Origin of the sequence: Ureibacillus sp. FSL W8-0352, assembly GCF_038004345.1 — a bacterium.
In the GTDB taxonomy this organism is placed as follows: domain Bacteria; phylum Bacillota; class Bacilli; order Bacillales_A; family Planococcaceae; genus Ureibacillus; species Ureibacillus thermosphaericus.
The window spans coordinates 18,791-37,920 of record NZ_JBBOQT010000001.1 but is presented as its reverse complement, the minus strand read 5'-3'; the positions used below and the strand labels follow the sequence as shown (position 1 = coordinate 37,920).

Sequence of the window (19,130 nt, the reverse complement as noted above, 5' to 3'; positions counted from 1 at the left end):
AATGAGGTAATATAGATGTCAAGATATTTTCTTGTCACTTTACAAAAACGCTTCTATAATTCAGTATTAACTAAAGAGATAATTTTAGAAGAAAGATTGTATTATTTGAAAGGGGCATTTTTATGAAAGCGGTTGGAATAGTCGTTGAGTATAATCCATTTCATAACGGACATTACTATCATGTTACCCAATCTAAAAAGATTACAAACGCCGATGTAGTCGTCGCTGTTATGAGTGGCCCCTTTTTACAAAGAGGTGAACCTTCTCTTGTCTCTAAATGGCATCGAGCAAAAATGGCTTTACAAAGCGGTGTCGATATCGTTGTTGAATTACCATATGTTTATAGCACAGCTAATGCACCTGTATTTGCTGAAGGTGCGATATTTCTCCTTGACGCATTACAATGCGATGCTTTTTCATTTGGGAGCGAAGAAGGAAAACTCGAACCTTTCATTAACACTGCTAATCTAATTGAAGAACATAATGAAGAATATAATGCGCTCATCAAGAAGTACGTATCAACAGGAACTAGTTATCCACAAAGCTTATATTACGCTTATGAACAATTAAAACAAAAGAAAAATGAAAATTACATCGACTTGTCCAAACCAAATAACATTCTTGGTTATCACTATATTGCCGCTGCAAAAAAATTCAATTTATCAATTCAACCAATGACAATTCAACGATTGCATGCAGGCTATCACGATGCAATCAATGAAACATCGACAATCGCCAGTGCAACTGGTATTCGTAAAGAAATATTTCAAAAGAGAAATGTTGAAGCGATACGTAATTTCGTACCAAATTCAACTTATGTCCATCTTGTTGAATGGCAACAACAATTTTCAAAATTTGTTGACTGGGATGCTTTCTGGCCACTATTAAAATATGCCATCATGCGTTATAATCCAGAAAACTTGAGAGCCTTTGCAGATGTTTCGGAAGGAATTGAATATGCTCTCATCAAACATGTAAAACATAGTGAAAACTTTTCACAATTTATGTCAGACATAAAATCAAAGCGGTATACTTGGACGAGATTGCAAAGAATGCTGACGCACATTTTTACTGGCATAACGAAAGATGAATTGCATCAATTCAAGCATCCAACCTACATTCGTTTACTTGGAATGACAAAAAATGGACAAGCTTATTTATCAGAAAGAAAAAAGAATTTAGAGTTGCCGATTATTAGCCGAGTAGCACAAGCAAAGGATCAAATGCTTCAAATCGACATTAGAGCATCTGAAATGTATGCTTTAGGCGTTGAATTATTTTCACAAAAGAAAATTGACGGAGATTATAAAACTCCGCCAATACGATTATAGAATTACGATTTATCTTTTTCAGGAAGACTTGCTAAATAATTTAATGCATCGTCAATCGTTTTTACCGGCACGATTTTCATGTCGGTATTTAATTTTTTTGCGATATTGACAGCAGCTTCATAATTGGAAAGAATGGCTGGATTATTCTTCTTGACTTCTTCAGGTATTTCATCATCAGGAGCGAAGAAAATTTCCATGCCATCTTCATGAGCTGCAACAACTTTCTTTTCAATGCCTCCGATACGACCGACTGTGCCGTCTTCATGGATTTCTCCAGTTCCTGCAACTAAATATCCCTTTGTAATATCTTCTTCTAACAGTTGATTCAGAATTTCTAAAGTGAACATTAACCCTGCAGAAGGTCCTCCAATATCTTCTGCATTCACTTTTACCATCGGTTCTGTTTTAATCGTTTTATTTTCGGAATAAGTAATCCCTAAACCAACCTTCCCATCACTATCTGGGATTTCCTTTAATGTAATAGTGCGATCCAGCAATTTATCATTGCGGTGAATCACTAATTGGACGACATCATTTTCTTTTTTCGTTTCTAAAATATGAACTAAATCTTCCGCTTTTTTTATAATATTCCCATCAATTTCTTGGATTTTATCTCCAGGCTCTAATTGCCCATCACTGGCACCACCAGCTAATACATTTAAAACAGTGATGCCCTGATAATCAACTGTATACGGTAAACCAGCCTTATTATAAGCGACGTAAATAGCATTAAATTGTGAATCCTTCATTAGCTTTAATTGACGAACGTTATATTCCCGTTCATCCTCTTCTTTATGGTGAACTTCCTCTTTTTTCAAAATATCTTCATACTCTTTAAACTTTGCGATGAGATATGTCAAGGGTGTCGCTGGTCCCATTGCAACCGTCATAAGACTGATTGTTCCTTCATCGTCCAAATCCCCATTTTCCACAGTAACAAATTTGCTAACATCATAGGAGCTTCCAGGTTTCATAATATAGTAGTCCAGCTTGTAAAAAGATAAAAAAAATAAAACCAACATCGTAACGATTATCGTAATAAAATGTTTCAAAAGTTAAAGCACCTCCTATGTTAGCTCGAAAAAGACTAAAAAAATTAAATCGTGCATATATTAGTTTAGCATTTGGTTCATCGAAAAAACAAAAGTTGAAAAGAGTTGATGGCTTATTCCACTACTATATCTTTTCGTATGTATAACGCTCATTTGTTTACTATTACTATTTCCAGGAATCGCTCATAAAGGAGCGGACCTTGGACTTCAACTATTCATGGAAGCTTTATTCCCATATTTACTTCCGTATTTGATTTTAACACAATGGTTTATTCGCTTAACACCTGAAAAGGAAGATTCCTTATCTAGATTCAAATTATATTTTAAAACATACGGCATCAGTGCTCTCGGTGGTTTCCCGACCGGTGCCGCAACCATTGCCTATTTAAAAAGAACAAATCAAATTTCAAATAGTGAAGCAAACGGCTTATTAAGTATTTGTCATGGTCCAAGCCCTTTATTCGTATTAGGATTTGTTGGACATGACTTACTACATGATGCCCGCTTCAGCTGGCAATATTTAATTTTATATCATACAGTTTCTCTATTCCTTTTGTTGTTATATTATTTTTACCATCGTTCCAATCCTCGGCAAGAAATCAAATTAGACAACCTTAGACGAAATGAAAATCCATTCATTTCTAGCATCAAAGACAGTATTCCTACTGTTCTTGTCGTTGGTTCAACAATCATTTTTTTTACAACCATTTATACCGTCGTCATGTTTACAATTCAGACAATTTTGCCAAATATACATAAAAATCTACTACTATTAACAGCAGCATCTTTAGAAATGACGAACGGACTTAAAATTGCACATAAGTTTTTTGCCGATGAATCAATTATACTTCCTTTGCTAATGGCTACTTTCTTATCAAGCCAAAGTTTAAGCATTCATATGCAAGTAGCAGTCATCGCAAAAAGTGAAAACATTTCGCTCAAACCCTACATTCTATTAAGAGTTCTCATCACGATTATTATTCCGTTGCTATATTTTATATTATTTTTATAACTTTATAAAAAGAGAAAACTCGGCAGATGCATTTTATCTTGCCGAGTTTTCGATTATTGATGAAATTTCTTCTTTAATGCTTCTTCTACTTCACAAGGTACTAATCCTTTTACACTTCCACCATAGCGAGCAACTTCCTTCACAATACTAGAACTTAAGAAGGAATATTGATTTTTAGTCATGATGAAAAATGTTTCAATCGATTCATCTAAAAAACGATTCATCGATGTTATTTGCATCTCATATTCGAAGTCTGATACTGCTCTTAAACCTCGAACAATAGCGATGGCGTTTCGAGACTTCGCATAATCCACAAGCAATCCAGAAGAACTTTCAACGCGAATATTTGGAATATCCTTCGTTACCTTTTCAATCAACTCAAGTCTTTCTTCAATAGTAAACAACGGATTTTTTGAAGAATTTTTCAATGCAGCAACATATACAAGATCAAATACATCTGCTGCCCGTTTAATAATGTCTAAATGTCCATTCGTAATCGGGTCAAAACTTCCCGGTACTACTGCAATTTTTTGCGACAATTTCTCCCTCTCCCTAATTCATTCGATAAATTGAAATAATAGTATTTCCATAAGTTTCATCTCGGATGCATGAATATCGTCCGTAAGCATCTGGCAATTGTACTTCAGTCGAATGTTCACAAACGATTATTGCATCGTCAGCCAGCTTTCCGCCTTCTACAAGAAGTGAAATGTAATCATAATATTCTAGCTTGTTATATGGGGGATCAACAAATAAATAATCTATTTGGATATCCCTTTTTAGCAGTGCCTTTACAGCACGGCTTGCATCTGTACAATACACTTCCGAAAACTCTTCGTAACGGCACTTTTTTATATTTTCTTTCAATACTTGAACAGCTCGGCGATCTTTCTCAATAAAGATAGCTTTTTCCGCACCTCTACTTAATGCTTCAATTCCTAGTCCGCCGCTGCCAGCAAATAAATCTAATGCTATTCCACCTTCGAAAAAAGGCCCGATGATATTAAATAGTGCTTCTTTCACTTTATCCGTTGTAGGTCTCGTAGTCGTTCCGGCAATCGCTCTGAGCGGTATCCCTTTCCTTTCACCGGCTACTACTCGCATCTTCATCACCAAGCTTTCACGATTGTTGTTCAGAGTCAATGTTTTTTATGGAAATAGAGTCTTTCTTTTTATCCATTTCAACGAAAAATAGCTTTTGCACCCAAGACTCTTCAATGTAATACTTATCAGCTATCACTTTTATTGGTTGTGACACGGTATTGTAGCGTCTTTGGTTATAAACATAAAATTCATGATTAAAAGGAAAACGATATTGTCTAATATCATTATTTACATAATAACCTTTTTCCCCAACTCGTGTTTCATAACCGAGATGATGTAATAAAGAGTCAGCAGAATATAACACTTGACCATCTTTAAAAATTACTTCAACGTCATCTACTAATCGAGCATTTACATAAACATCTCGGAAATCATTGAATAGTAACGGAAATACTCCATCAGTTGCGACGTTTGACTGGAAATATTGTGTATGGTTTGCAAACACTTCGCTTAATTGTTCATCTAAAAGCGCTGCATCGATTTTTTTACCTTCTAAATCATGTAACTTTTGTTTCCAAAGTTCAAGTTGTTCTTCTGTCAATCGACTTTTTAAAGTCATTGTTATTTCTTTAGCTTTTTCCCCGCCAATCTCAGAATCAGATAAAATCGAAGCCATAACCTCAGTTACCCATGCAGGTACATTTTCAAACTGAAATTTCGTACGTAATTGAGATAATATAACTTCTTCCTTTAAGGCTTCTATTGACAAACTATTAGAAAACAAAATACGTTCACCTTGTTTACCAGAAAGATTTGAACCATGAACAATCGCGACGTGTTCATCATTTAAGAAATTCACTTTATTTAGCTGTTCTACTAATTCGTTTCCGATTTTATTTGTCGAATATATAGAAATCAAATCATGTTCCCTTTGCAATTGTAAATGATCAGCATAATAAAGTTCTTTCACTGGACCTGTGCCGCTAAACATCGAATAATGCACAAGGGATAATGATTGCTGACCAACTAAAGGTAAACCTGTAACCCATGTTCCAGCAATTGATTGTTCAGTTGTAATATGTACTGTTGAATAGGATACAATACCATTTTCTAACGTCACAAAAATATCTTTCATTAATTGGTTAGGTTTTAATCCTCCATCAAGGGGTATTATGTATGAAATCGACTGAGTTGTCATATCACTTTCTTGGAATTTAGAAAAATCCTCACTTAACCGTTTGCAGCTATTTTCTGTTTCAATAAAACAATCGGGGTTTACAGCCTGTTCTGGCCAGTTGATAGAAATCGTTTGATTTGGTAAATTTCTAAAGTGATGACGAATATCTAAACTTTGACCTCTGTATACAATATCAATTTCTTGCGTGTAAGTAAAATCGTCTATTTCGCTCTCTCGATAATCGGAATAAACTTGGTATTGAAAAAAAAGCACGCCGCTAATAAGCAAAACGAGCAGACTAAAAAAACTGACGATATATTTCATATGCAAACCACCTCGAACATGCTACTATTATGTACATAGAAAGGATGATAACGATATGACGCAACAGTTTGTTGAACTCGGACAAGGCTACGGAGATATTTACGAGCTTTGTGAATTAATTCGTACAAATGAAAAAAGATTCCATAATGCCTTTTTGTTTATTTCTTATAAAGGTAATCAAGCATATGCCTCTCCTGCAGTAGCCTTTCAACCAGTTGGTGATAGCAACTTTATGCCAATATACATATGTAGAGAAGGGATACCATACACTCCAGAAAAACCTTCTAAACGGCTACAATTATTTGAAGAGTCATTAAAGGCAATTGGCAAAGAAGCCGTTCAAATGGATATTAAACATTCCTGCTATTATTCCGAAACGATTTTATTCTACCAACATTTGATTGGTGTATTAAGAATGAACCGTTTAATTCCGCAACTATCTTAATAATTCAAAGTCCTATTTTATAATCGTATTCTTGGTCCTGATCTTTCTTAGACTTTGAATTTTCAAATTCATTTTTAACAAACGGTAAGTACGATTCAACAACGTCTTTCACAAAAGGAAGGCGTTGTATTTTATTTTTTATATAAGAAATTTCATCTCGATTACAATAGAGCACCACGTATTTTAGTTTTCTTGAAATGTATTGGACATTTCCAAACTTCCTCAAGCTTTTAGCATGTTTCAGTTGATAAACATACACGATTAGCCCTTGACGTTCTTGCATTTTTATTACCCCTTTTCTTCATTTAAAGGATACCATATAGTTATTTTTGATAGCAACTGACATTCGTGACATGATGTAACAATTTCCGTTATAATCATCTTTATAAGATGTAATCTATACAAGTAATGATTATAGAAATCCTATTCGTTAATATATAGAAACTCGTAAAGGAGGCCTAGTCATGGGTAAAAAAACGAAACTGGCACTGGCTATTGCCGCCGCAAGTGCAGCAGCATGGGCTGGAAGTAAAGCTTTTCTAAAACCCCAAAAACGTGAAGGAAAAGAAGTATTGAGCATGGATATACCTGTCGTCTTAGCTCATAGGGGCGGTGCACTAATCGCACCTGAACATACAATGATTGCTTTTGAAAAATCCTTTGAACTCGGGGTAGATGGTTTTGAAATTGATATACGATTAACAAAAGACGAAGAGATTGTTGTACTTCATGATGAAACAATTGACCGCACTTCTGATGGAATGGGTGCTGTAAAAGATTTTACCCTAGAAGAACTAAAAAACTTTAATTTTGGTTTCCATTATAAAGATAACAATGGAAATTTCCCTTATCGCAATCAAAAAGTAGAAATCGTAACGTTAAGAGAGTTATTTGAAAAGTTCCCAAATATGTTTATTAACATCGATATTAAAGATAGTCCAGAAACTTATGAAGGTAGTTTAATGCCTTCGAAACTTTGGAGATTGATTGAAGAATATAACGCAGAAAATCGAGTGGTGGTAACAAGCTTCTATAGTGAACAAGTGGATCGTTTTAATTTGTACGCCCAAAACCGAGTCGCATTAGGAGCTGGAGAATCGGATGTCCGAAAAGCGTTTGCAGCATTTACAAGCCAATTGGGTCATCTTTATCATCCAAAAGTAGATGTTTTTCAAATCCCGATAAAATCTGGAAGGTTCTCTTTAGACTCACCGAAATTTATCGCCTTTTTAAACAATTTAAATATCCCTGTCCATTATTGGGTAATTGACGATGAAGAATTGATGAGAAAACTACTAGATAATGGAGCACAAGGCATCATCACCGACCGGCCAGATATTGCTGTTCCCCTCGTTCGGGATTGGGTAGAACACCATAAAGAAAAAGGGGAAAATCTTTCATAAAGTCTTTAAATTCTTCAAATTAAAAACGGCTTAAGCATTAATAACTTAAGCCGTTCATTTATAAACTAAATATATCACACGAAATCAAGCTGAACAGGAGCAGCTTCCACCTAATCCGCAGCCACCTGAGCTGCAAGATGTTTCAAAAAATGGGTTGCTAACTGGAACTTTAACCGCTTCAGAAACAGACTTTCCGATAATAAGACTTATTTCATCCAGCATATCTTGCAGCTCATTTTCTGCAAGCTTTAAATTCGCTACTTTTTCATCAAGATCCAGCTCTCTCTTCAACTTCCTGATTTCTTTCATAATTGTATGGTAATCGGGATGATATTTGCCAAAGCGTTGTACATCCTCGTACTGCACTTTCATTCGATTAAATGCGGCAATTTTTTCAACTAATACTCTATCACTATATACAGCATGATGAGCTTGTTGATAATTGCGTACGGGCTCAGAATTGAGAATCATTGAGCTTAACGCATCCGCTTCATCTAAAATGAAGGCCCATTCTGATGTCATCATCATCATTTATTCCTCCAATCTGTACATCTATCATAGCAAAATTTGAACAAAGTTTAAATTTGCAATACTTGTTTTCTTGTCCTTCATTTTGAAATTATTAAGACTGGCAATCATCCACTTTATTTTTTAACGATTTAGTTAGTACAGATTGCACACACTCATAATCGGAAAAATAAATCTCCTTATCTTTAAACGTTTGTGTCGTTTCATGGCCTTTACCCGCAATAACAATCGTATCTCCTTCTTTTGCAGATACAATCGCCTTCTCTATAGCTTCTGCCCGATCTAAAATCATTTCATATTTTTGAGTAGATATAAAACCAGCTGCAATTTGAGAATTAATATATGCAGGATCTTCACTTCTTGGATTGTCTGTTGTTAAATAAATCATATCTGCATACTTTGTAGCTACTGCTCCCATTTTAATTCGTTTATGTTTATCTCGATCTCCACCACAACTAAAGACTAATATTAAATCACCTTTGGCAGTTTTTCTTAATGTTTTCAATATTGCTCTAAGTGCTGCTTCTGTATGGGCATAATCGATATAAATAGACAAATTTAAATGGTTTGGAATGGACTCAAGCCGACCTTTAGGCAATCGCAACTGCTCTGCCGCTTCACAAATATTTTCGATAGAAAAGCCTAATTCGCATACTGTCGTAATAGCTGCAATAGCATTTTGCAATTGATGTTCTCCTACGAATGGCAGTGTAAATACTTTTTGACCTTTATCGCTCTGTAAACAGCAAGTGGAATGATGATTTCCCTCTGCTAATAGTTGCAATTGATAATTTACACGATTTCCAAGACCAAAGTAAGTTTTTTTCTTTTTCGATTGCAAGCCTACTGTGCGGCAAAATGAATCATCACCATTTAGTACTAATTTATCTGCTAGTTGAGCCAAAATTTGTTTTGATTGTTTATATTTCTCGTAAGATCCGTGATCTTCAATATGATCTTCCGCTAAATTTAAAAATACGCCAATATCAATATCACAATCATCTAGTCGATGAGTAGATAACCCCATGGAAGATGCTTCTAGTACGACATATTGAACTTTATTGCGTACTGCATATTGCAATATTTTGTGTAAATGTTTTGGTTGTAGCGTTGTTAATACTTCATATTCTATTTGTAATTCTTCACCGTTTATAAAAACTCCATTCGTTCCAATTACCATTACTTTTTTATGTAGTGCTTGTAGTAATTGACCAATAAAATGACTCACAGTCGTTTTTCCATTCGTCCCTGTAATGGCAATCACTTGCATCGCTTCTGCCGGAAATCGATAAATTTTTGCAGCACTAAATGACATGAATTTTAAACAGTTTGGTACCCAAATAAGTGGAACGGATAACTTTAATTGATCAAGTTGTGTTTCATCTTCAATGACAACTCCAACTGCTCCATTTTTTACAGCTAAATCAATATACTGATATCCATCAAATTTTCTTCCTTTTCGTACAACAAATAAGTCACCTGGTTTTACATGTTGTGCATAGTCTTCAACGCCCTTTACTTCTACACGGATGGAACCGCCTTTTACCGTACATGGCCAATCTTTCAATAATTCTGCTAATTGCACTGTGTCACTCCTTTTCCCTATCATATGCCTAGGTCGTTAATGTGACACTGTCAGAAAAGGGTTCGCAGCAATCAGTATGCGACCATTTATTAAAAAAAGCCACCATTGTCCCTGTGGGATATGGTGAACTTTTATTTAATGGTTCATTATTTATCAAGAAAGATTTGAGTATAATAATTAATGAAAACGCCTGATCCTACATGAGTGAAATCATCATTCAAAATTAATTGACGATGATCTTCCGAATTGAACCAACCGTGGGCAGCTTCAATAGCGTCAAAATAAGCAGTTGCCAAGTTTTCGCCAGCTTCATTATATGAAACAGAATGAGATTCCAATCTTTCTTTTAACGAACCAAATTTTGGCGATTCATGGGAAACATAATTTTCGGTATACATTTCTTCACTATGCTCCATCGCTACAATGCTTGTATCCACATCCCATTCTAAAGCTGGCAAGTGTTCATACTGCCTGAAAACATTCACAATATCAAACAATTGCCTTGAATATCCTTCATTGCTTTGTTGAAGTACATATGAATTTAAGTTTGGCGTTGGTATTAAATCTCCTACAAAAGTCATCTCATATGGTCTATGCTTCACAAGCGTTTCACTATTTAGAAAACGAATTCCAATTAAAGTGTCAGTGAATTGATCAATATATAATTGAGCAAAAACTTCGTCAAATTTTACTAAAATCCGGGTGTGCATATCGTATTCCGTCAAAGAAAAGGTATAAATATTTTCACCAATATTGACAGTAATTTCCGGATTCACAATCGTCATTCGATAAATTTCATCAAGAGTCTGGCCAATTTTATATGGCGTTACATCCAATTTTTCTCCTGCTATGTATGCTTGGACAATCTTCCCGCGTTCCACTCCAAACATTGCAATGGATTTATTATCATAATTATAAACCCACCATTCATAACCAAAAGCACTTTTATCAATTCGACTCGGTTCACCAAAGTCCTTGTATAGCTTTTTACTTTCTTGATTTATGTATGTAGAAATTCCTGTTTCAGGTCTTGGCAAGGCATCCTCAAACCCCTCCGGAACGACTGTTTTAGGAATTACCGTTGACTTAGAATTTGGACCCTCCAAAGGTTTTAATTCATCGGTTGAATCCGATGTATAATAATACAGAATGGCTAAAGAAAAAAGGACGATCAATATTCGAAAAAGAGTTTTCATACGATTCATATCCTTTGCTATAATGGTTTCATTATACTAAATTTATCTTGTATGACACAATGTTGTCATTGCAACTCTTGAGAAATTGCACTATTATAAAATTATGCGTAAAATTTTGTGCGATGTAACTAAAGGAGGAACATTCATGTATTTCGAAAACAAAACGCTTGAAGATATAGTAGTAGACCAAGCAGTACTTGTTGATATTATGGAAAAAAACGGTTTAGAATGCCATGGCGCATGGGACTATGATCGTATGACATTTGACAAACGCTTCGATGTAAAAGAAGGCCGTTATTATCTACGCGTATTCTGCACAGCAATTTCAGGTGACTGCGGAAATAACACTGCAACTTTAAAAATCTTAAAACCTGCACTTGGTAAATATTATTATCCACATGGTGTAGAATACGGTGATGATGAAGTATTCCCAGCACATTTAGTAAAAAAATGTGAAACGATTTTAGAAAATGTGAAAAAAGATTTAGCCGAATTAGGCATCGCATAATGCACTCATATATTCATTTATTTTACAAAAGAGGCGGTTGAATAGCCTCTTTTTATTTTTGCTTCAAATTTTACTTAAAAAATAGAAATAAAAAAAGGAGCTATTAAATTAGCTCCTATTAAAATCCAAATATTGCTTTAATGACAGAAGTCGTTTCTCCGCCTTCATAAATAACATATAGAAGTAAATAGACAATAACGCCTGTAATAGCAGTAAAGAACCATATAATACTCGTAATCGGTCCTAGTCGATTATGAGTGCGATACTTTTCCCTTAATCCTGTCACAATGCTAACAATACCAAAAACAGCTCCTACTGTAGCTAATAGGATATGGAAAAATAAGAAGAATGTATAATATATTTTTAACTCTTCTGGTCCACCAAAAGACGTATTACCAATAAAGATAGTTCGACTAGCATAAATAATAAAGAATATTAATGCACTAACACCAGCTGCCAACATTACTTTTTTATGTGCTTCTTTTTTTCCTTTAATGATTAACCCCCATCCAATTGCAACTAAAATTGCACTTATAACGATGAAGGCTGTGCTGATAGTTGGTAAAATTGGTACGCCCATTCTTTACAAACTCCTATTCTTAATATTGATTTCTTTTTTTCGCTTGAAACTCACTATATGCTTTTGCAGTAATTTCTTCTTCACTAATTTTGTGTTCATCTCTCCACCAGTCGATGAATACAAAATACAGCAAAATTCCTAAAATTATTTCTTGGATAATTTTCATAAGTACTCCGCCCAATTGTTGGTCACGAATTGGTGATAAATTCGTAAACAATTCTGGACCAGATAGTTGAACTGTTGTACTTATGCTAGCTAGAGTTTGATCCGGCACACATAGAGCCATTGCTCTTAACCATGCTTCTCCATCAGTATATGTTGCATAGACAGGATCTTTTGTAAAAATAATTAATGCACAAGCAGGAGTTATTACAACAGCTGTAGCAATTATATATCCAATCTTGTACAACCCTTTTAATTTCGGTTGCCCTGGCACTTCATTCACAAGTGGCCAGTACATAAAAAAGGCAGATAAAAACAATACAAGACTAGCTAAACCATGTAAAGTTTCATCAATTTTAATGTAGTCAAATACTAAAGGAATATGATATACAGAGAAAGTTAATGCAAAACCCAGTACCGAAACGATCGGATTTGTAAACACTTTAATTAGTTTATTGACTACCGGAAACTCAACTACGACTTTCCAAACCCACCATGGAATTCCTTTAATAATCAATATTGGTAGTAATAGCAAATAAAAGGCCATTTGAACCATATGCATTGTAAACGTTATATTCGACATTAAATCAATCGGCGATCCTTTTATTACATATAAAAGCACGATTCCTAAAACAAAGTAAATCGCCTCTCGTTTCTTCAATGGTTCACTCTCTTTAAAATCACTTCTCCAACGAATTGTAATGAGAAAATAGACAATGACTAAAAAAATCAATGTCCCAATCATATATGGGCTCCACAAAGCTTGAAACCCAAATATACTTAAAGGCATATTATCGCTCCTTAAAACCAAGTAGTAAAAATAGCAAAGTTCTATTGACATTATATCATTATTTCACTATACGAAATGTAATAAAAAGGCCATCTTTTTGAAGAAAATATGATATTTTTCAAAAGTAAATATATGTAAGAATGGCTGCCTAGAAATTCTAGACAGCCATTTTCATTACCACCAAATAATTGTGTTAAATGCCAAGAAGAATGTGAATGCAATGACAGCTCCTACCCATACAAAAGTGGAGATTACACCGATAAAAGGTGCATGTTTATCATCCATATGCATGAAGGAATATAGTTGTAATACAACTTGAATACCAGCTAATAGTAAGATCACTGGTTTAATAAAAGTTGGTGCAAAGTCAGCAACAACTGTTGCAAATGCAACGAATGTTAAGAAAATCATAATCGCAAAATTAATAACTTGCTTGCGCATTTGTACTGCGCTTTTTCTGCGATCAAATTCGTATTGGGACTGGCTTCTACCTTGAATCTCAGTATCGTGACTCATATTATCCTAACACCCCCATGAGGTATACTACCGTAAAGATGAATACCCAAACAACGTCAATAAAGTGCCAATAAATGGACGCTACAAAGTATTTAGGTGCGTTGTATAGATTCAGACCACGACTAGCATTACGGACGATTAAGCAGATCATCCAAACTAATCCGATAATTACGTGAAGACCGTGCGTTCCTACAAGTGTAAAGAATGCTGAAGAGAACGCAGATTGAGTATAACCAAAACCAATGTGTACATAGTGATAGAACTCATAAATTTCAAGGGCAAGGAAGCCAAGTCCAAGAAGAACTGTTACTCCAGTCCAAAGTTGAACCCCTTTGAAATTATAGTTTTTCAAATGATACATCGCATATACAGAAGTTAATGATGATGTTAAAAGGAACATCGTCATCACAAAGGCCAATGGTAATTCAAATAGTTCTTGAGATGTGAACTGCATACCTGCTGGACCTTTGTTTCTCAAAGAAATGTATGTTGCAAATAAACTTGCGAATAACACAATATCGCTACAAATGAAAATCCAAATACCTACGTACTTATTTTTACCTTCATGTGTTGCTTGTTCTGGGTGTTCTGGCCAAGTTTGAGGGGTGAATTTAGTATTTAACATTATTTATTTCCCCCTTTTCCATAAAGCTCATTTTCAATTTCAATAATTTCTTCTGCATGTAAGTGATATCCTAAATCATCTTTTACTGAACGAACAATCATTGCAAGTACAGTAATACCAAGTCCAATTACCATTACTGGTACTGACCAAGATTCTCCATCTGGATGATATAATGCACCAAATGCAGCGACGAATAATCCGATTGACATAATAAGCGGTAAAATTGAGTTATTTGGCATATGAACATCGCCAAGTGGCTCTGCATATGTCATGCCTTCAGGATTTCCTTCTTGTTTTTCAATCCAATATGGGTCAAATCCACGAACAAGTGGAGTTTGTTTAAAGTTATAGAATGGAATAGGAGTTTTTAATGCCCATTCTAAAGAACGTCCATCTCCCCAGTAGTCGCGGCAGTTTAATGGTTCAGATTTAATTGATAACAACATGTTTAGAACCATTAACACTACACCAATTGCCATCATAATCGCACCGATGGATGAAATGAAGTTGAATAAATCCCAACCTTGACCTTCCATGTAAGTGAATACGCGGCGTGGCATACCCATTAATCCAAGGAAGTGCTGTACAAAGAATGTTAAATGGAATCCGATAAAGAAAATCCAGAATGTCCAATAACCTAATTTTTCGCTCATTGCACGGTTGAAGAATAACGGCCAATAGAAGTGGAATGATGCAAAGATTGCCGTTACGATACCACCAACGATTACGTAGTGGAAGTGTGCAACGATAAAGTATGAATCGTGTAATTGATAGTCAAGTGGTGCAGTTGCCTGCATTACACCTGTTACCCCACCAGCAACGAAAGATGGGATAAATCCTAAAGCGTAAATCATTGGTACAGTAACTTTAATAGAACCGCCCCAAATTGTCAGAATCCAGTTAAATACTTTCATACCTGTAGGAACAGCAATCGCCATTGTTGCAACTGCGAAAATAGCGTTAGCTGTTGCACCAAGACCAGTTGTAAACATGTGGTGAGCCCAAACCATGAATCCTAAGAAACCGATTAAGATTGTCGCGAATACCATTGAAGAGTATCCAAATAAACGTTTACGAGCAAATACCGGAATAATTTCAGAGAATAATCCGAATGCTGGTAAAACTAAGATATACACTTCAGGGTGACCGAAAATCCAGAATAAGTGCTCCCAAATAATCGTATTACCACCCATTGTATGATCGAAGAAGTTTGCATCGAACATACGGTCAACTAACATCAAGAATAACCCTACAGTAAGTGGAGGGAATGCGAATAAAATTAATGTACTAGAGATTAGCGATGTCCAAGTAAATAAAGGCATACGCATAAATGTCATACCTGGTGCACGCATAGTGATAATAGTAACAATGAAGTTAATACCAGAAATTAATGTACCTGCACCAGAAATCTGTAAACCTAATACATAGAAGTCAATACCATGTCCAGGTGAATATAAAGATAATGATGCATATGAAGTCCAACCAGCATCAGGTGCTCCACCCATAAAGAATGATAAGTGCAAGAATGTAGCACCTAAGAAGAATAACCAAAATCCTAATGAGTTCAGGAATGGGAATGCTACGTCACGAGCACCAATTTGTAAAGGTACAACCATGTTCATAAAGCCGAATAATAGTGGTGTTGCTGCTAAAAAGAGCATTGTTGTACCGTGCATTGTTAATAACTCATTGAAAGTACCGGCAGAAATAAAGTCGCTATTTGGAAACATTAGTTGAATACGCATTAAAAGCGCTTCAAAACCTGCGATAGCAAAGAATAATAGCCCAGAGAATAGGTACAATACCGCAAGTTTTTTATGGTCAACAGTTGTTAAATAGTCCCAAATAACCGCACCCACGCCCTTTTTCTTTGTGACTGCTACTGAGCTCACAACTTTAACCTCCTTAATTAATCTCTATCTATATCTTTTAAATGATTATTTTTCAACTGATAAGCTCATTAAGTAATCAGCTACAGCACTTACTTCCTCATCAGTTAATTCTTTATACATGTCAGTCATTAAGTTGCCTGGTTTATACTTTTCAGGATCTTTAATCCATGCTTCTACGTTCTCTTTCGTATGCTCTAAGAATCCTGCAACACGGTTGCGATCACCAAATGTTGTTAAGTTTGGACCCATTGCTCCAGCAGGGCTAACTGCAGAAACTGCGTGACAACCTAAGCAGTTTTGAGCAAATACTGCTTCACCTAAATCTGTTGAATCAGTAGAAGCTGTTTGACCTTCTGTAGCTTGCATAGCAGCTACCCAAGCATCAAAGTCTTGACGATTTAATGATTTTACTTTGAAATCCATTAATGCGTGAGAAGGACCGCAAAGTTCAGCACATTTTCCGTACCATACACCTTCTCCACCATTTAAGCCTGCAGATTCTTTATCGAATACTAGATAGAATTTATTTACGTTTTCAACGTTAGTATCGATTTTTCCGCCGATTGCAGGAATCCAGAATGAGTGTTTAACGTCAGCTGCTTTTAAGTTGAAGTAAACCTTTTCATTTGTTGGAACAACTAGTTCTTGAGCAGTGACAATACCATATTCAGGATATTCAAATTCCCACCAATATAATTTTGCAGTAACATTTACTGTTAGCGCAGTTGGATTACCTTCCTCATCCACTTCATCCATAGCAGATACATCGGCAAATTTATAAGTAGCCAAAATAGTTGGAACAGATAAAATTAATAAAAGAATAATTGGGATAACTGTCCAAATTACTTCTAAAGTGTGGCTACCTTCCACTTGTTTTGGCATGTAATCTTCGCCGAGTTTAGAGCGACGGAATTTCGCGAAAGTAAGTAAATAAAGAACTGAAACTACTATAACTACTAACGTCATGATGCTTGTAGCTAGTAATAGTAGATTAAATTGCTCTTTTCCGACAGCACCTGATGGTCGAAGTGTTGAAATATACTCTTCACCACAGCCCGATAAAATAATAGCAAATGCTGCTAATAACGGGAAAAGAGACCATTTTTTAAGCCCTTTCTTCATAGCTTAATTAAACCCCTCTTTCTTTTGATTGTCTTGTCTAACAGGACATTATGGCTCTATCTATTTGAATTCTTTATTGAAGAAAGAATCCCTGATGGTATAAAACTGTTAATTAATGAGTGAAATTTTTACTGTAATTCATATCATCAATCAAACTAATACAACATATACTTAGTATAAACAGTACTTAATCTAATAATGGTGCTTAATAAGTGCAAAAACCGCTATTTAGCAGTTTATACATAAAAATGAAACAATAACCATATTAACATACAATTTTCATTAGATGAATGACATTTTTTTAAAATAAAAATTTAAATATAACTCCATGCATTTATTACATACATGTCCTAATGAAAACACAGTTTCCCCATGAGCTCCATTTTCACTAGCTCTGAGTTTACTATGACGATCATTATATTGGCAAGAAAATTCAATGCCTCAAAATTTCAGCCCGCTTATTATTTCCCTCCTTTTTCCTTTCAAAATTGTAAGCTTTACTTACTAAATTCTACTATATCGAACTTTGTGCCAAATTTCTAGATTATAAGGTGAATTTTGTGTGAAACACCAAGTTCAATGACCTTAATTTCTACTTTACTACAAAGCATATTATAAGGAACTATCAATTAATAGTATTTTTGTGAAATCTTTTTCACATTTCTGTGAACAGTTTGTGAAATTTCATATCAATTATTTCGTGCGAATTCTTTGAAGTTGTCTTTTTTGTATGAATTCGCTATCATCATAAAAGCATAGCTTTTTTCATGCAATTTTTACAGAGTATAAAAGTAGGTGTCAATTAATGCAACACAGGTATTATTGGATATTAAAATGGGTTGCAGTAGCTACTACCCTTGGTATGTTGCTTATTCTATTAGGGGGAGCTCTCGTAACAAAAACGGATAGCGGTTTAGGCTGTGGTCGAAATTGGCCAGATTGTAACGGATCATTGATTCCGAAAGAAATTACTACTGAAGTGTTGATTGAGTTTTCCCATCGCTTTGTTACCGGGGCAGTCTCCATCCTAGTTTTAATATTAGTTTTTTGGACATGGAGATCTCTCAGTCACGTTAAGGAAGTTAAATTTTTAGGATTTCTAGCAATCTTTTTCCTTGTATTGCAAGCATTAATTGGTGCTGCCCAAGTACTTTGGGGACAAGGCGATTTTATTTTAGCCCTGCACTTTGGTATTTCCCTTATTTCCTTTGCAGCCGTAATGTTGCTCGCAATGATTGTTTTCGAAGTCGATCAGAAATTTGATGCTGATCGGGTTATTATTCGTAGAAAATTAAAGTGGCATACCATTGGTGTTACCCTTTATTCATACATAGTAATATATACCGGAGCGCTAGTTAGACATACAGGATCAAGTTTAACATGCCCTAGTTGGCCGTTTTGCTATAACGATAAACCATTTAGTTTACCTAGCAAAATGTATGAATGGGTGCACATGGGGCATCGTTTAGCCGCATTATTAATTTTCATTTGGATTTTATATATTATGATTCATGCCTTTAAACATTATAAAGATCAACGGGTTATTTATTGGGGCTGGATTATCGCGTTTATTCTTGTTGCTTTGCAAATTATTGCAGGCATGTTCATTATCTTGACTCAATTAAATTTAGTCGTGTCCTTACTGCATTCATTGTTTATTACACTATTGTTCGGACTGTTATGTTATATGATTTTATTAGTTGCCCGTAGTTCTTATAACGAAAATAAAAGATAATTTTCATGTGGATTGTTCTCTTAATGAGAGGCAATCCATTTTTATTTCATTACTATTGAATCGAATCTTCAAATCCTTAAAGATATTCCCCAAGCAATAATTG

General features: G+C 35.0%; 21 protein-coding genes. 7 read left to right on the top strand and 14 right to left on the bottom strand.

The window, feature by feature from the left end; genetic code table 11:
* The first annotated feature begins 122 nt into the window (after positions 1-122).
* Complete coding sequence (locus NST98_RS00205) at positions 123-1,331, top strand: nucleotidyltransferase (RefSeq protein ID WP_168411945.1); 1,209 nt, start codon at positions 123-125, stop codon at positions 1,329-1,331.
* A 2-nt stretch (positions 1,332-1,333) separates the two neighbouring features.
* On the opposite strand, the gene NST98_RS00200 is transcribed toward NST98_RS00205, so the two are convergent.
* Positions 1,334-2,383 (bottom strand): SepM family pheromone-processing serine protease, encoded by a 1,050-nt coding sequence (locus NST98_RS00200; protein WP_340714090.1) that lies wholly within the window; start codon positions 2,381-2,383, stop codon positions 1,334-1,336.
* 17 nt (positions 2,384-2,400) lie between these two features.
* Between NST98_RS00200 and NST98_RS00195 the strand changes: the two genes are divergently transcribed.
* Both NST98_RS00195 and NST98_RS00190 read left to right on the top strand, forming a co-directional pair.
* Positions 2,401-2,529 carry a hypothetical protein gene (locus NST98_RS00195; RefSeq protein WP_340714089.1) on the top strand — a complete coding sequence of 43 codons (129 nt, stop codon included), beginning with the start codon at positions 2,401-2,403 and terminating at the stop codon, positions 2,527-2,529.
* 71 nt (positions 2,530-2,600) lie between these two features.
* A complete protein-coding gene (locus NST98_RS00190) occupies positions 2,601-3,395 on the top strand; it encodes a hypothetical protein (RefSeq protein ID WP_340714088.1) in 795 nt (264 codons plus the stop codon).
* Positions 3,396-3,448: 53 nt separating this feature from the next.
* On the opposite strand, the gene coaD is transcribed toward NST98_RS00190, so the two are convergent.
* Genes coaD through NST98_RS00175 form a run of 3 tightly spaced genes read right to left on the bottom strand, consistent with a single transcriptional unit; the run spans position 3,449 to position 5,940 of the window.
* Entirely contained in the window at positions 3,449-3,934 is a 486-nt protein-coding gene (gene coaD / locus NST98_RS00185; RefSeq protein WP_016837525.1) for a pantetheine-phosphate adenylyltransferase, read from the bottom strand.
* Positions 3,935-3,947: 13 nt separating this feature from the next.
* Positions 3,948-4,499: a 16S rRNA (guanine(966)-N(2))-methyltransferase RsmD gene (gene rsmD, locus NST98_RS00180; protein ID WP_016837526.1), complete on the bottom strand. Its 552-nt coding sequence runs from the start codon at positions 4,497-4,499 to the stop codon at positions 3,948-3,950.
* 16 nt (positions 4,500-4,515) lie between these two features.
* Positions 4,516-5,940, bottom strand: a complete 1,425-nt coding sequence (locus NST98_RS00175) for an RNA polymerase II (RefSeq protein WP_340714087.1) — start codon at positions 5,938-5,940, stop codon at positions 4,516-4,518.
* A 55-nt stretch (positions 5,941-5,995) separates the two neighbouring features.
* On the opposite strand from NST98_RS00175, the gene NST98_RS00170 reads away from it, so the two are divergent.
* A complete protein-coding gene (locus NST98_RS00170) occupies positions 5,996-6,385 on the top strand; it encodes a DUF7147 family protein (protein WP_096550582.1) in 390 nt (129 codons plus the stop codon).
* A 4-nt stretch (positions 6,386-6,389) separates the two neighbouring features.
* On the opposite strand, the gene NST98_RS00165 is transcribed toward NST98_RS00170, so the two are convergent.
* Positions 6,390-6,668 carry a YlbG family protein gene (locus tag NST98_RS00165; protein WP_096550581.1) on the bottom strand — a complete coding sequence of 93 codons (279 nt, stop codon included), beginning with the start codon at positions 6,666-6,668 and terminating at the stop codon, positions 6,390-6,392.
* Positions 6,669-6,849: 181 nt separating this feature from the next.
* Between NST98_RS00165 and NST98_RS00160 the strand changes: the two genes are divergently transcribed.
* Positions 6,850-7,788, top strand: coding sequence for a glycerophosphodiester phosphodiesterase (locus tag NST98_RS00160; protein ID WP_340433018.1), 939 nt, complete (start codon positions 6,850-6,852; stop codon positions 7,786-7,788).
* A gap of 84 nt (positions 7,789-7,872) precedes the next feature.
* On the opposite strand, the gene NST98_RS00155 is transcribed toward NST98_RS00160, so the two are convergent.
* From NST98_RS00155 to NST98_RS00145, 3 genes are all read right to left on the bottom strand, one after another.
* Positions 7,873-8,316: a YlbF family regulator gene (locus NST98_RS00155; protein WP_340433016.1), complete on the bottom strand. Its 444-nt coding sequence runs from the start codon at positions 8,314-8,316 to the stop codon at positions 7,873-7,875.
* 94 nt (positions 8,317-8,410) lie between these two features.
* A complete protein-coding gene (locus NST98_RS00150) occupies positions 8,411-9,901 on the bottom strand; it encodes a UDP-N-acetylmuramoyl-L-alanyl-D-glutamate--2,6-diaminopimelate ligase (RefSeq protein ID WP_340714086.1) in 1,491 nt (496 codons plus the stop codon).
* A 146-nt stretch (positions 9,902-10,047) separates the two neighbouring features.
* On the bottom strand, positions 10,048-11,106 hold the full coding sequence (locus NST98_RS00145; protein ID WP_340714085.1) for a CAP domain-containing protein: 1,059 nt from the start codon (positions 11,104-11,106) through the stop codon (positions 10,048-10,050).
* A 136-nt stretch (positions 11,107-11,242) separates the two neighbouring features.
* Between NST98_RS00145 and NST98_RS00140 the strand changes: the two genes are divergently transcribed.
* On the top strand, positions 11,243-11,605 hold the full coding sequence (locus NST98_RS00140) for a YugN family protein (protein ID WP_340714084.1): 363 nt from the start codon (positions 11,243-11,245) through the stop codon (positions 11,603-11,605).
* Positions 11,606-11,723: 118 nt separating this feature from the next.
* Here NST98_RS00140 and NST98_RS00135 read toward each other — a convergent pair whose 3' ends face one another.
* The 6 genes from NST98_RS00135 to coxB form a co-directional block, all read right to left on the bottom strand.
* A complete protein-coding gene (locus NST98_RS00135) occupies positions 11,724-12,185 on the bottom strand; it encodes a DUF420 domain-containing protein (RefSeq protein WP_016837535.1) in 462 nt (153 codons plus the stop codon).
* Between the two features lie 19 nt (positions 12,186-12,204).
* On the bottom strand, positions 12,205-13,137 hold the full coding sequence (ctaG, locus tag NST98_RS00130; protein ID WP_016837536.1) for a cytochrome c oxidase assembly factor CtaG: 933 nt from the start codon (positions 13,135-13,137) through the stop codon (positions 12,205-12,207).
* Between the two features lie 174 nt (positions 13,138-13,311).
* Entirely contained in the window at positions 13,312-13,653 is a 342-nt protein-coding gene (locus NST98_RS00125; RefSeq protein WP_016837537.1) for a cytochrome C oxidase subunit IV family protein, read from the bottom strand.
* A 1-nt stretch (position 13,654) separates the two neighbouring features.
* On the bottom strand, positions 13,655-14,281 hold the full coding sequence (locus tag NST98_RS00120; protein ID WP_026019003.1) for a cytochrome (ubi)quinol oxidase subunit III: 627 nt from the start codon (positions 14,279-14,281) through the stop codon (positions 13,655-13,657).
* A complete protein-coding gene (locus NST98_RS00115) occupies positions 14,278-16,170 on the bottom strand; it encodes a cytochrome c oxidase subunit I (RefSeq protein ID WP_016837539.1) in 1,893 nt (630 codons plus the stop codon). The genes NST98_RS00120 and NST98_RS00115 overlap by 4 nt, the downstream gene beginning before the upstream one ends.
* Positions 16,171-16,215: 45 nt before the next feature.
* Positions 16,216-17,292, bottom strand: a complete 1,077-nt coding sequence (gene coxB / locus NST98_RS00110) for a cytochrome c oxidase subunit II (RefSeq protein WP_340714083.1) — start codon at positions 17,290-17,292, stop codon at positions 16,216-16,218.
* Between the two features lie 805 nt (positions 17,293-18,097).
* Between coxB and NST98_RS00105 the strand changes: the two genes are divergently transcribed.
* On the top strand, positions 18,098-19,027 hold the full coding sequence (locus tag NST98_RS00105; RefSeq protein ID WP_016837541.1) for a COX15/CtaA family protein: 930 nt from the start codon (positions 18,098-18,100) through the stop codon (positions 19,025-19,027).
* The last annotated feature ends 103 nt before the right edge of the window (positions 19,028-19,130 follow it).